We start from the raw sequence: 12863 nt of genomic DNA on the forward strand, positions 1-12863 counted from the left end.
AACAAATTTCTATTTATTTATTCGATGGGAAATGATAAATTATGATTGATTAGTTCAACGAGATATAAGTCTGATGTCTTACATCTTCTCTCCTGTTTCCATCAATTTTAAAAGAATGCAGGATAAAATACCCTTTTCACAAGGATAGGAGGAGGCAAGAGTCGGTCTTTTTTCGCGAGACTTTTCTGAAACTTTTAAATTTTATAGGGGGTTATGTTTTGAAGAAGCGCAAAATTGGACTTGCATTGTCCTTAGTCGTAGCAGCAGGAACCATCCTTGGAGCATGCGGCAACTCTGGCTCAAACAGCGGTGAAAACAAAAAAGATAAAGATCAATTCACTGTTGCAATGGTAACTGATGTCGGTGGTGTCGATGACAAATCGTTTAACCAATCTGCTTGGGAAGGTTTACAAGCATTTGGGAAAGACAACAATTTAACAAAAGGTAAAAACGGCTTTGATTACTTACAATCAAAAACGGATGCAGATTATCCAACAAATTTAAATACACTTGTTAGACAAAAATTTAACCTGATTTATGGTATCGGCTATAAAATGGAGAGTGCCATTTCTAAAATAGCTGATCAGCGAAAAGATTCCAAATTTGCAATTGTGGATGCAGTTGTTGATAAGAAGAACGTAGCTAGTATTACATTTAACGAAAACGAAGGGTCATTCCTTGTAGGTGTTGCAGCGGCTCTTTCTACAAAATCAAACAAAATTGGTTTTGTTGGCGGCGTTGATTCTGAATTAATCAGAAAATTCGAAGTTGGTTTCCGTGCAGGCGTTGAAGCAGCTAATCCAAAAGCAAAAGTTGAAGTGAAATATGCTGGTGCATTTGATAAAGCAGACATCGGTAAAGCAACAGCTGAAAGTATGTACAAATCTGGCGTTGACATTATTTATCATGCAGCTGGAGGTACTGGAACGGGTGTCTTTACAGAAGCAACCAATTTAAAAAAGGCAGATCCAAATCGAAATGTTTGGGTCATTGGTGTTGATAAAGACCAGTATGACGAAGGTAAAGTACCTGGAACAAAACAAAGTGTCACTCTTACTTCTATGATTAAGAAAGTAGACACAGCGGTACAAGACTTAACAACAAAAGCAAAAGAAGGTAAATTCCCTGGTGGCGAAGTCATCACGTACGGACTGAAAGAAGGCGGCGTTGACATCTCTCCATCTCAAGAGAATCTTGATAAAGATGTATTGAAGAAAATCGAAGAATGGAAACAAAAAATCATCAAGGGTGAAGTGAAAATCCCTGCAACACGTGATGAACTAAAAGATTTTAAAGCTTAATTTGTGCATCGGGATAAGCGCGCCTTATCCCCTTGCCTCTCCTTTACCTCCTCTTTATTCGTAAAAGGTGGTAAAAGAAAAGCTGCAGCCTTGTTTTGCAGCTTTTCTTTTGCTAGTTTTTATCTTCATCAGCACCCTAAAAAAGGAGCGGTTAAACCTGTGGATTATGTCATTGAAATGTTGAATATACGCAAAGAATTCCCTGGCATTGTAGCAAATGATAACATTACGCTACAGCTAAAAAAGGGCGAAATTCATGCGCTGCTTGGTGAAAACGGCGCTGGAAAATCAACGCTTATGAACGTGCTTTTCGGACTGTATCAGCCTGAAAAAGGTGAAATCAAGGTACACGGAAAACCGGTTACAATCTCAAGTCCAAATGATGCAAGTGATTTAGGCATTGGAATGGTCCATCAGCATTTTATGCTAGTTGATACATTTACTGTGGCTGAAAACATCATTTTAGGAAAAGAGCCAAAGAAATTTGGAAAGATTGACAAAGAACAAGCCATTCAGCAAGTGCAGGAACTTTCTGACCGTTATGGACTGAAAATAGACCCTGCCGCTAAAGTATCTGACATCTCAGTCGGTATGCAGCAGCGAGCAGAAATCTTAAAAACACTATACCGCGGCGCTGACATCTTGATCTTCGACGAACCAACAGCCGTCTTAACACCTCAAGAAATAAAAGAACTCATACAAATTATGAAAAACTTAATCAATGAAGGCAAATCCATTATTTTAATTACCCACAAACTAAAAGAAATTATGGATGCCTGTCATCGCGTGACCATTATCCGAAAAGGGCAAGGTATTCGTACACTTGATGTGGAACACACAAACAAAGACGAGCTTGCCAGCTTAATGGTCGGCCGCGAAGTCTCATTTAAAACAGACAAAAAAGCAGCCTCCCCTGCTGAAGAAGTCTTGCAAATTCAAGATCTCACTGTCAAAGATGCGCGAGGAATTGAAGCTGTGAAACAACTCAATTTATCAGTGAAAGCTGGTGAGATTGTCGGAATTGCGGGTGTAGACGGAAATGGTCAATCTGAATTAATTGAAGCCATTACAGGTCTGAAAAAATCCGAATCTGGCACGATCATGCTAAACGGGAAAGCCATTCAAAATCTCCCGCCTCGTAAGGTCACAGAATCTGGTATCGGACACATTCCTCAAGACCGTCATAAGCACGGACTTGTCCTTGATTTTTCAATTGGAGAAAATATTTCCTTACAAACGTATTATCAGCGTCCATATTCGAAGTTTGGCTTGATGAATATGAAAAATATTTATCAAAAAGCAAAACAAATCATTGCTGAATACGACGTACGGACGCCTAGTGAATATACAGAAGCACGTGCGCTATCAGGGGGTAACCAGCAAAAAGCCATTATTGGCCGTGAAGTGGACCGAAATCCTGATTTATTAATTGCCGCACAGCCGACACGCGGACTTGACGTCGGAGCCATTGAGTTTGTTCATAAGCGTCTGATTGAACAAAGGGATGCAGGCAAAGCCGTTCTGCTCATTTCCTTTGAGCTTGATGAAATTATCAATGTCAGTGATAAGATTGCCGTTATTTTCGAAGGCAGCATTATTGCCATTGTTGATCCAAAAGAAACAACAGAGCAAGAACTTGGTCTGTTAATGGCTGGAAGTACGCAACAGGAAGTGGGGAAAGAAGCAAATGTCTAATCGCTTAACAAATCTGCTGATTCCGCTTATAGCCATTGTACTTGGTCTTTTCGTTGGGGCCATCATTATGCTGGCAAGCGGTTATAGTGTCATCGAAGGTTATAGCGCCCTTTGGAATGGCGTATTCGGTGAAACGTATTATATGGGAGAAACCATCCGACAAGTCACGCCCTATATTTTATCAGGACTTGCTGTTGCCTTTGCATTTCGGACAGGCCTCTTTAATATCGGGGTAGAAGGTCAACTTCTCATTGGCTGGATTGCATCTGTATGGATAGGAACAACCGTCCATGCACCTGCGTATATCCACCTGCCTCTTGCACTGATCACTGCAGCTGCTGCTGGTGCATTATGGGGCTTTATTCCTGGGTTTTTAAAAGCACGTTTTTATGTTCATGAAGTGATTGTCACTATTATGATGAACTACATTGCACTTCATGTGACTAATTTTATTATTACAAATGTTCTTACAGATCATAAAGATAAAACAGATAATATTAATTCGACTGCCTCATTACACTCTGATTTTTTTGAAAAAATCACTGATTTTTCAAGCATGCATAACGGAATCATTGTAGCTGTCCTATCTGCCGTTATTATGTGGATCATTATCCAAAAAACCTCTAAAGGGTTTGAATTGCGTGCTGTTGGTATGAATCAACACGCATCCCAATATGCTGGAATGAATGTGAGAAAAAACATTATATATTCCATGCTCATTTCTGGTGCCTTTGCAGGTCTTGCAGGTGCGATGGAAGGGCTCGGAACCTTTGAATATGCATCAATAAAAGATGCCTTCACTGGCGTTGGTTTTGATGGAATCGCTGTTGCCTTATTAGGCGGAAATACAGCTATTGGTGTCGTCTTAGCGGCATTATTGCTTGGTGGATTGAAAGTCGGTGCTTTAAACATGCCGCTTGAATCTGGCGTACCGACTGAGGTCGTTGATATTGTGATTGCGATCATTATTCTTTTCGTTGCCTCAAGCTATATCATCCGTCTTGTCATTCAACAATTGAAGAAAAAGGGGGGAAAATAAGTGGGATTTCTGCAAATTCTTGAAATCATCGTCCCGGCTACACTTGTATATGCTGCACCACTTATTTTAACCGCTCTTGGAGGCGTCTTTTCAGAAAGATCAGGTGTCGTCAATATTGGTCTTGAAGGTTTGATGGTCGTCGGAGCATTTTCTAGTATTATCTTTAACTTAATGTTTGCTGATACGTTTGGTGCCTTGACCCCGTGGCTCGGTCTTCTTGTTGGTATGGCCATTGGCGGCGTGTTCTCACTCATTCACGCTGTTGCCACTATTACGTTCAGAGCAGATCAAACGGTCAGTGGTGTTGCGATTAACATGCTTGCCCTTGGTGCTACGCTGTTTGTTGTCAAACTGATTTATGGAAAAGCACAAACGGATAAAATTACAGAACCTTTCTATAAAGGAGATATTCCCCTTTTAAGTGACATTCCGATCATTGGTGATATTTTCTTTAAAGATGTGTATTATACGTCCATTCTCGCATTAGTTCTTGCGGTTGTCGCTTGGTTTGTTTTATTTAAAATGCCGTTTGGCTTACGACTTCGTGCAGTCGGAGAGCATCCAATGGCAGCTGATACAATGGGAATCAAGGTATACCGGATGCGCTATATCGGCGTCTTCATTAGTGGTCTATTTGGCGGTCTTGGCGGAGCTGTGTATGCATCGACCATCGCTCTTGATTTCTCACACGCCACCATTACAGGACAAGGCTTCATTGCGTTAGCCGCCCTTGTTTTCGGGAAATGGCACCCATTTGGCGCTATGGGCGCTGCTTTATTCTTTGGATTTGCACAAAGCTTAAGCATCATTGGCTCTCTGCTTCCGCTGTTTCAAGATATCCCGAACGTGTACATGCTCATTGCACCATATGTGCTGACGATCCTAGCTCTTACTGGCTTCATTGGACGAGCAGACGCACCAAAAGCACTTGGTACCCCTTATTTAAAAGGAAAACGATAAATAAATACCATGTATGATCAATCCCCTGAAGGACAAACTATCTTCAGGGGATTTTTGTATGATAAAAACGACAAAACCCCCGTTTATTTTACTTTTATTACACTTAATTTAGTTTAATAAATAGATGAGTGTCACAGAATCTTCTACAATTGAGACAAATAGCATTTGGGGGTGTTTATGTGGCTAATACACAACAATTGAAATCGATTACAAACGATTCTGACAATAATAAAAGCGTTTTCCGAAAAATTCTTTCTTGGAAAATTGGTGTTATTGATCTACCTGTGTATATAGTACTTGCAGCGATTATTTTAACTGCCGCTTATTTTAATAAAATTCCAGCAAATATGCTTGGTGGTTTCGCTGTTATTATGATTTTGGGGATTTTCCTAGGAGATGTAGGACAACGTATTCCAATCTTAAAAGATATTGGTGGACCGGCGATTCTTTCTTTATTCGTACCATCGTTCCTGGTCTTTTTTCATGTTCTGAATCCAAACTCGTTGGAAGCGGTTACGTCTCTGATGAAAACGTCGAACTTCCTATACTTCTATATATCTGCTCTTGTAGTAGGTAGTATTCTTGGGATGCAACGAACTGTTTTAGTACAAGGCCTTATTCGTATGTTTGTTCCTCTTGTTGCAGGTACAATTACAGCTGTAGCTGCTGGAATTCTAGTGGGTCTTCTAGTTGGTTACACACCGCATCATTCGTTCTTCTTTATCATTGTACCGATTATTGCCGGTGGTGTCGGTGAAGGAATATTGCCATTATCAATTGCTTATTCACAAATTCTTGGTGTATCAGCAGAGTCATTAATTTCTCAATTAATTCCGGCTGCTGTCATTGGGAACGTCATTGCCATCATTTGTGCTGGCGCAATGAAAAAGCTTGGTGAAAAACGTCCTGAACTAAACGGGAATGGACGACTTGTTAAATCAAAAGAAGCAAATGAAATCTTTGAACAGCCTGACATGGATACTAAAGTTGACTTCAGCTTAATGGGTGCAGGTGTACTTGTTGCTTGTACAACCTTTATCTTTGGCGGCTTATTAGAAAGTTTTGTTCATATTCCAGGTCCAATCTTAATGATTGTTCTTGCTGCATTAATCAAATACTTAAACGTGATGCCTCAGCATTTGCAAAACGGCTCACAGCAGTTCTACAAGTTTGTATCGAAAAGCTTTACATGGCCTCTAATGGTTGGTTTAGGAATTCTATACATTCCACTTGATGATGTGGCTACTGTCATTTCGATTCCTTTCGTATGTGTATGTATTGCTGTTGTTCTAGGCATGGTTGGTTCTGGTTACTTTGTTGGTAAATTCATGAACATGTATCCAGTTGAATCTGCCATTGTGACTGGCTGTCACAGTGGATTAGGCGGTACTGGTGATGTTGCGATTCTTTCAGCTTCTGGAAGAATGGGCCTTATGCCTTTCGCTCAAGTCTCTACACGTCTTGGCGGAGCAGCAACCGTTATTTGCGCAACAATCTTACTCAGAATGTTTACTTAAAAAAGAAACAAAAAGCATGTCCCTTACGAAAAGGACATGCTTTTTTTTATATTTCTTTTCTCCCATACATCCTCATTCATCAGCTAATACAATTCGTATATACTCCCGAGGCTGAAAAGGATACTGTTTCGCCTGCGGATAGGTCATATGGAGGAGTTGTTCAGAAAATAGCGGCCATTCACTCCCGGCCTGCCACCTTTTTTGATCATTTCGTTCAATCAAGAATGCTCCTCCTAAAATCGTGCAGAATATGCTTAAGCTGATGGCGATCTTTCGTTTCATTTGATCAGCTCCTTTAAGAAAAGCATGTACGAAATACAAAACAATATACAACGAGTTTCATTTTTGATAAAATATTTTTTGTGGTCAAAAGAACTCAAAACAAATTCAATTTGTCGTAAATCAGTTCAAACCAATGCACTATGTCTGTATTTACGCTATAATTTTAATTACCAGTTCTTTAGAACGTGAATTTATATTGATCAAAGGAGGTTCATTTTCTTGCAGCTTATTCACTTCGCCATCCTATCACCTTTTTTACTTGCCTTTGTCGTCCCTTTTCTTTTTAAATACGTAAGGCGTATACATACAGGATGGTTTGTTCTCATCTTGCCTATTCTTTTATTTACCTATTTCATCCAATTGCTCCAGATCACCTCGAATGGACGAACGTTGTTCTCACAAGCTGAATGGATTCCCTCTCTAGGGATGAATTTCACTGTGTATGTAGATGGTCTCAGCCTGTTATTTGCTTTACTCATCACAGGTATTGGTGCACTTGTGGTACTGTACAGTATTTTCTACTTATCAAAGGAAAAAGAACAGCTTGGCTCTTTCTATACGTATTTATTAATGTTTATGACCGCTATGCTCGGTGTTGTCCTCTCTGATAACATGGTCGTACTTTATTTGTTCTGGGAGCTAACAAGTATCTCTTCCTTCCTCTTAATTGGGTATTGGTATAAGCGTGAGCGTTCTCGTTACGGAGCAACCAAATCACTGCTTATTACTGTGTTTGGCGGATTAGCTATGCTTGGCGGCTTCATCCTCATTTACCTGATCACTGATTCATTCAGTATTCGCGAAGCAGTCAATCAGCTTCAGCTCATTATGGCATCACCTTATTTCATCCCTGCGATGGTTCTCATTTTACTAGGGGCCTTCACGAAATCAGCGCAGTTCCCATTTTATATTTGGCTGCCTGATGCTATGGAAGCACCAACCCCTGTAAGCAGTTATCTGCATTCTGCTACTATGGTCAAAGCCGGTATTTATCTGGTTGCCCGCTTTAGTCCGATTTTTGCTATATCAGAGGTGTGGTTTTGGACCATTTCGATTGTCGGACTTATCACACTATTCTGGGGATCTTTCCACGCCGTTCGGCAAAATGATTTGAAAGCCATTCTGGCCTTCTCGACAGTGAGTCAACTCGGTATGATTATGCTCATGCTAGGAGTAGGCGCAGCTGCCATTCATGAAAACAACCCTGCCTTTTTTGGTGCAGCCGTTCTTGCTGCTATTTTTCATCTCATTAACCACGCAACCTTTAAAGGTAGTCTCTTTATGGCAGCAGGGATTATCGATCACGAAACAGGTACACGTGATATTCGCAAATTAGGTGGATTAATGACCATTATGCCAATTACCTTTACAATTACGTTAATTGGTACATTCTCGATGGCTGGACTCCCGCCTTTTAATGGATTTTTAAGTAAAGAGCTATTTTTCACAAGTATGATTCGGATTTCTGACATCAGCTTTACGGATGTTTCAACATGGGGGGCTGTCTTCCCTGCTATCGCTTGGCTCGCTAGTGTGTTTACGTTCATCTACAGTATGATGATCGTCTTCAAAACATTTAGAGGCCGTCTGAATGTCGATCAATTGGAGAAAAAACCGCATGAAGCACCGATTGGTATGCTGATCCCGCCAATTATTTTAGCTGCACTTGTGGTCACGTTTTTCTTTTTCCCTAATATTCTTGCCTATTCTGTCATTGAACCTGCCATTCAAGCGATCATTCCAGAAGCCATTCAAACAGGAAGCCGCTTTGCCGTAAAAATTGAAGCGTGGCATGGATTCCAGCCAGAGCTTTACATGACAATTGGTGTAGTTGCGCTCGGTACCATTGGCTATTTAACGCTGTCAAAATGGCGCCCAATGTACAACATATTTAAAGAAAAATGGTCATTTAACGCTTTGTATGATCGTTCACTTATAGGTGTAGAAAAAGGGTCATACCGCCTAACAAACAGCTATATGACAGGATTCCTTCGTGACTATCTTGTCTATGTATTTGGTTTTATGATTATCGTGCTGGGCAGCGTGATGTTCTACAAGCAAGCCTTCTCATTTCAAACTGAGCACGCTGCATCAATCGGCACGTACGAAGCCATCCTTTCACTTGTGATGGTCGCAGCGACAGTCACGACTGTATTTGCTCGTTCACGCTTTACAGCTATTATTGCGCTAGGTGTTATGGGCTACACGCTGTCACTATTCTTCGTGATTTTCAGAGCACCTGACCTTGCGCTGACACAGCTCATTATTGAAACCATTTCTGTCGCGCTGTTTTTACTTTGCTTCTATCATTTGCCAAAGCTGAGTCTGAAGCAAAAAACACGAAGATTTAAATTAACAAATTTGATCATCTCATTAGGTGTTGGAGTCGTTGTCACCTGTCTTGCTTTCGCTTCAACAAGCCAGCAGTCTCTTGACACGATTTCAACGTACTTCATTGAAAACAGCTACAAACTGGCTGGCGGAGACAATATTGTCAATGTCATTCTTGTCGATTTCAGGGGCTTTGATACACTCTTTGAAATTACAGTGCTGGCCATTGCGGCACTTGGTATTTATGGATTATTAAAGGTAAAAGCACAAGGAAAACGGAAGAGAGGCGTACGGCGATGAGAAAGATTGATACGAATGATATGCTCTTACAAGTCACTACTAAAATTACAGCATTCATCATCTTGCTTTTCTCACTTCACCTATTTCTTGCAGGACATAACAATCCTGGCGGAGGATTCATTGGTGGTTTGATGAGTGCTGGTGCTGTCGTCCTTCTGCTTTTAGCCTATGACCTTAAAACAGTCAGACGCATTTTACCATTTGACTTTATTTATGTGGCTGGTGTCGGTTTGCTCGTTGCCATCCTAACAGGTATGGGATCTTTTCTGTTCGGAGCACCTTTCCTATCCCATGCATTTGATTATTTCCAACTGCCGTTTCTAGGGAAAACAGAACTGGCGACAGCAGTCCTGTTTGATATCGGTGTGTATTTAGTTGTTGTTGGTGTCACCATGACCATTATTCAAACGATTGGAGAGAAGGAATAATGGAATTTCTAATGTCTATTATCGTCGGAATCATTTTTATGGCAGCGACCTATTTAATGCTTTCAAAAAGCCTTCTGCGGGTCATCGTCGGTACTGCCGTTTTAAGTCACGGCGTCCATTTGCTTCTATTAACAATGGGCGGCTTAAAAAAGGGAGCACCTCCTATTTTGAAAGAGGGGCTCACATCCTATGTAGATCCATTGCCACAAGCATTAATTTTAACAGCAATTGTCATTGCTTTTGGTGTAACATCCTTTTTGCTCGTGATGGCCTTCCGTGCCTTCCAAGAGCTGAGAACAGATGACATGGATCAAATGAGAGGAAATGATCAGCATGAATAATCTCGTGATCCTGCCTATATTAATACCATTACTAGCTGCTACATTATTGATTTTTATGAATAAAAACACCATGCTGTCGAGAGGCTTTAGTGTATTTGCATCTCTTTTAGCCATTATCTGTAATGTCTATTTGGTCCAAACGATTTTCACAAACGGCATACAAACCCTTTACCTAGGCGGCTGGAAAGCACCGTTTGGCATTGCCCTTGTGGCCGATCAGTTTGCTGCACTTCTTGTTTTGACCGCTTCCATTGTTGGACTTGTCACAGTTCTTTTTTCCTTTCAAACGATTGGGAAAGAAAGAGAGCGGCTGTTCTATTATTCTGGTGTCCAATTCTTGTTAGCTGGCGTGAGTGGTGCCTTTTTAACGGGAGATATTTTCAACCTGTTTGTCTTCTTTGAATTGTTGCTGATGGCATCTTATATGCTCATTGTTCTGGGTGGTTCAAAGCCTCAGCTTCGTGAATCACTGAAATACATTGTGTTTAATATTATCTCATCGGCATTATTTATTGTTGGCGTAGCGTGTTTATATGCAGTCACAGGCACACTGAACATGGCTGATTTAAGTGTGAAAATAGCTGAATCTGGGCAAACAGGGTTAATCACCGTGATTGCCATTCTGTTCCTGATTGTATTTGGCTTAAAAGCTGGGGTCTTCCCGCTTTATTTCTGGTTGCCAGGGTCTTATCATGCACCGCCAGCAGCGATTTCAGCTTTGTTTGGCGCACTGCTGACAAAGGTCGGGCTATATGCGATTGCCAGGGTCTTTACGCTCATCTTTATACATGATACAGGTTTTACACATACACTTATGGCTTGGCTAGCCGCTCTAACGGTTATATTCGGTGTCATTGGCTCTATCGCCTATTCTGATGTGCAAAAAATTGTGATTTATAACATTGTCACAGCTGTTGGTGTCATTTTGTTTGGGATTGCGGCCAATACACCGGCATCACTTCAAGGCGCCATTTATTACCTCATTCACGATATGGTGATCAAAGGAGCTCTATTTATGCTCGCAGGGGCACTGTTTGTGTATGCTGGAACCAATCATCTGAAAAAAATGGGTGGGCTGATTCAATCCCAGCCTCTACTCGGCTGGATGTTCTTCATATCGGCTTTATCACTTGCGGGTATTCCTCCGCTAAGTGGATTTGTTGGCAAGCTGAAAATTGTTGAAGGTGGGTTTTCTGCTGGGTACATGACGTTCTCTATCCTTGTTTTACTGTCCAGTCTTCTTGTCCTTTATTCTGTTATGAGGATTTTCATGCTCGCGTTTTGGGGAGAGGATCAGGATATGCGAAGAAGAAAGCCATCCATTAGAGGAATGGTGTATCCTGGGGTACTGCTTGTTATCTTATCGCTTGCGATTGGATTAGGCACAGAATTCATTGCACCTTATATCAATCAAGCTGCGGAAATGCTTTCAACACCAGAAAAATATATTCAAGCTGTGCTGAAGGAGTAGATGAACATGGCCTTTCAAATATTATTAAACGCTCTCCTCGCCTTTACATGGATGTTTATGAATGATACATACAGAGCTGCAGACTTTGTATCAGGCTTTGCACTAGGGATGATCGCCATTTTTATGCTACGGCGATTCTTCCCGCAACGTTTTTACGGCTATGCCCTTTATGCGATTTTCAAGCTCGTCATCATTTTTATCAGAGAGCTGCTTCTTGCCAATTTGAGTGTACTCAAGACGGTGTTATCTCCAAAGCTTAAGATCAAGCCTGGTATTTTCGCCTTTCGTACAGATTTAAAAACAGATTGGGAAATCACCATACTGGCCAATATGATTACATTAACACCTGGTACACTGGTCATCGATATTTCCGATGATCGTTCGATTTTATACATTCATGCGATGGATATTGAAGATGCTGAAAAAGCCATCCACGATATTCGGGTATCATTTGAAAAAGCGATTCAGGAGGTGAGCGGTAAGTAATGGAACTGATCTTGCAAATGTCACTTGGAATTCTTGCGCTGTCTACTTTGCTTTTTGTGATACGGGTCATCAAAGGACCTTCTATCCCAGATCGCGTTAGTGCGCTTGATGCGATAGGAATCAATTTAATTGGGATGACAGCCATCGTGTCTATCTTACTGAAAACCACTACGTTCTTTGAAATTATTTTACTGCTCGGTATTCTTGCCTTTATCGGCACTGTCGCTTTTTCCAAATTCCTTGAGAAAGGGGAAGTGATTGAAAATGATCGTCATCGCTAAAGCGATCGTGATTTTCTTTATTCTGCTTGGCGCCATCCTCTGCTTGATTTCAGCCATTGGTGTCCTTCGCCTGCCGGATGTTTACACACGTATGCATGCTGCATCAAAAGCATCGACACTTGGTGTTGTTCTCATTTTAGTTGGTGTGTTCTTTCATGAATGGTTTCTTGCAGGGATCATCTCTGCGAAAATCCTGCTTGGGATTGTCTTTATCTTTCTGACCGCACCAGTCGGCGCTCATTTGATCGGAAGAGCCGCTTACAACACTGGTGTGAAAATGGACAAACGAAGTGTCCAAGATGATTATGGCGGTTTCCGTAACTTTGTCATTAAACGAAAAGAAGACTCTTATTTATAAATGAAGAATATGACATTCAGGTATTGTTCACTTTACCTGCATGTTCATAAAAGGGTATTAAAAAAAGCTTCCG

13 protein-coding genes are annotated in these 12863 nt (G+C 41.0%); 12 read left to right on the forward strand and 1 reads right to left on the reverse strand.

The features are described from left to right. Window positions 1–218 precede the first annotated feature (218 nt). The 5 genes from NSQ17_RS15150 to NSQ17_RS15170 all read left to right on the forward strand — a co-directional run bounded on the left by NSQ17_RS15150 (window position 219) and on the right by NSQ17_RS15170 (window position 6512). Window positions 219–1301 carry a BMP family protein gene (locus NSQ17_RS15150; RefSeq protein WP_017358951.1) on the forward strand — a complete coding sequence of 361 codons (1083 nt, stop codon included), beginning with the start codon at window positions 219–221 and terminating at the stop codon, window positions 1299–1301. A 159-nt stretch (window positions 1302–1460) separates the two neighbouring features. Continuing rightward, window positions 1461–2996, forward strand: coding sequence for an ABC transporter ATP-binding protein (locus NSQ17_RS15155; protein WP_058213661.1), 1536 nt, complete (start codon window positions 1461–1463; stop codon window positions 2994–2996). Then, window positions 2989–4035: an ABC transporter permease gene (locus NSQ17_RS15160; protein ID WP_025207902.1), complete on the forward strand. Its 1047-nt coding sequence runs from the start codon at window positions 2989–2991 to the stop codon at window positions 4033–4035. The genes NSQ17_RS15155 and NSQ17_RS15160 overlap by 8 nt, the downstream gene beginning before the upstream one ends. Then, entirely contained in the window at window positions 4036–4995 is a 960-nt protein-coding gene (locus tag NSQ17_RS15165; RefSeq protein WP_008345835.1) for an ABC transporter permease, read from the forward strand. 179 nt (window positions 4996–5174) lie between these two features. Continuing rightward, the gene (locus tag NSQ17_RS15170; RefSeq protein ID WP_017367956.1) at window positions 5175–6512 is read left to right on the forward strand and encodes a 2-hydroxycarboxylate transporter family protein; all 1338 of its coding nucleotides are present in this window, start codon (window positions 5175–5177) and stop codon (window positions 6510–6512) included. Between the two features lie 72 nt (window positions 6513–6584). Here the strand turns inward: NSQ17_RS15170 and NSQ17_RS15175 are convergent, their stop codons facing one another. Continuing rightward, window positions 6585–6794, reverse strand: coding sequence for a hypothetical protein (locus NSQ17_RS15175; protein WP_019744044.1), 210 nt, complete (start codon window positions 6792–6794; stop codon window positions 6585–6587). Between the two features lie 219 nt (window positions 6795–7013). On the opposite strand from NSQ17_RS15175, the gene NSQ17_RS15180 reads away from it, so the two are divergent. Genes NSQ17_RS15180 through mnhG form a run of 7 tightly spaced genes read left to right on the forward strand, consistent with a single transcriptional unit; the run spans window position 7014 to window position 12790 of the window. Continuing rightward, window positions 7014–9425, forward strand: a complete 2412-nt coding sequence (locus NSQ17_RS15180) for a Na+/H+ antiporter subunit A (protein WP_342467565.1) — start codon at window positions 7014–7016, stop codon at window positions 9423–9425. Beyond that, window positions 9422–9853 (forward strand): Na(+)/H(+) antiporter subunit B, encoded by a 432-nt coding sequence (locus NSQ17_RS15185; RefSeq protein WP_008345843.1) that lies wholly within the window; start codon window positions 9422–9424, stop codon window positions 9851–9853. The genes NSQ17_RS15180 and NSQ17_RS15185 overlap by 4 nt, the downstream gene beginning before the upstream one ends. Then, a complete protein-coding gene (locus NSQ17_RS15190; RefSeq protein ID WP_003213576.1) occupies window positions 9853–10194 on the forward strand; it encodes a Na(+)/H(+) antiporter subunit C in 342 nt (113 codons plus the stop codon). The genes NSQ17_RS15185 and NSQ17_RS15190 overlap by 1 nt, the downstream gene beginning before the upstream one ends. Continuing rightward, window positions 10187–11665, forward strand: coding sequence for a Na+/H+ antiporter subunit D (locus NSQ17_RS15195; protein ID WP_079920595.1), 1479 nt, complete (start codon window positions 10187–10189; stop codon window positions 11663–11665). The genes NSQ17_RS15190 and NSQ17_RS15195 overlap by 8 nt, the downstream gene beginning before the upstream one ends. 6 nt (window positions 11666–11671) lie before the next feature. Continuing rightward, on the forward strand, window positions 11672–12151 hold the full coding sequence (locus NSQ17_RS15200) for a Na+/H+ antiporter subunit E (RefSeq protein WP_008345848.1): 480 nt from the start codon (window positions 11672–11674) through the stop codon (window positions 12149–12151). Continuing rightward, entirely contained in the window at window positions 12151–12432 is a 282-nt protein-coding gene (locus tag NSQ17_RS15205) for a Na(+)/H(+) antiporter subunit F1 (protein WP_008345849.1), read from the forward strand. The genes NSQ17_RS15200 and NSQ17_RS15205 overlap by 1 nt, the downstream gene beginning before the upstream one ends. Beyond that, window positions 12416–12790 carry a monovalent cation/H(+) antiporter subunit G gene (mnhG, locus tag NSQ17_RS15210; protein WP_003213369.1) on the forward strand — a complete coding sequence of 125 codons (375 nt, stop codon included), beginning with the start codon at window positions 12416–12418 and terminating at the stop codon, window positions 12788–12790. The genes NSQ17_RS15205 and mnhG overlap by 17 nt, the downstream gene beginning before the upstream one ends. Window positions 12791–12863: the final 73 nt, after the last annotated feature.

The organism is Bacillus sp. FSL W8-0629 (assembly GCF_038593225.1).
Lineage (GTDB): Bacteria > Bacillota > Bacilli > Bacillales > Bacillaceae > Bacillus > Bacillus altitudinis.

Excerpts from the sequence above, each read along its gene's own strand:
- NSQ17_RS15175 (WP_019744044.1), bottom strand. The coding sequence starts at position 6,794 with ATGAAACGAAAGATCGCCATCAGCTTAAGCATATTCTGCACGATTTTA.
- NSQ17_RS15160 (WP_025207902.1), top strand. The coding sequence starts at position 2,989 with ATGTCTAATCGCTTAACAAATCTGCTGATTCCGCTTATAGCCATTGTA.
- NSQ17_RS15190 (WP_003213576.1), top strand. The coding sequence starts at position 9,853 with ATGGAATTTCTAATGTCTATTATCGTCGGAATCATTTTTATGGCAGCG.
- NSQ17_RS15195 (WP_079920595.1), top strand. The coding sequence starts at position 10,187 with ATGAATAATCTCGTGATCCTGCCTATATTAATACCATTACTAGCTGCT.
- NSQ17_RS15200 (WP_008345848.1), top strand. The coding sequence starts at position 11,672 with ATGGCCTTTCAAATATTATTAAACGCTCTCCTCGCCTTTACATGGATG.
- NSQ17_RS15185 (WP_008345843.1), top strand. The coding sequence starts at position 9,422 with ATGAGAAAGATTGATACGAATGATATGCTCTTACAAGTCACTACTAAA.
- mnhG (WP_003213369.1), top strand. The coding sequence starts at position 12,416 with ATGATCGTCATCGCTAAAGCGATCGTGATTTTCTTTATTCTGCTTGGC.
- NSQ17_RS15205 (WP_008345849.1), top strand. The coding sequence starts at position 12,151 with ATGGAACTGATCTTGCAAATGTCACTTGGAATTCTTGCGCTGTCTACT.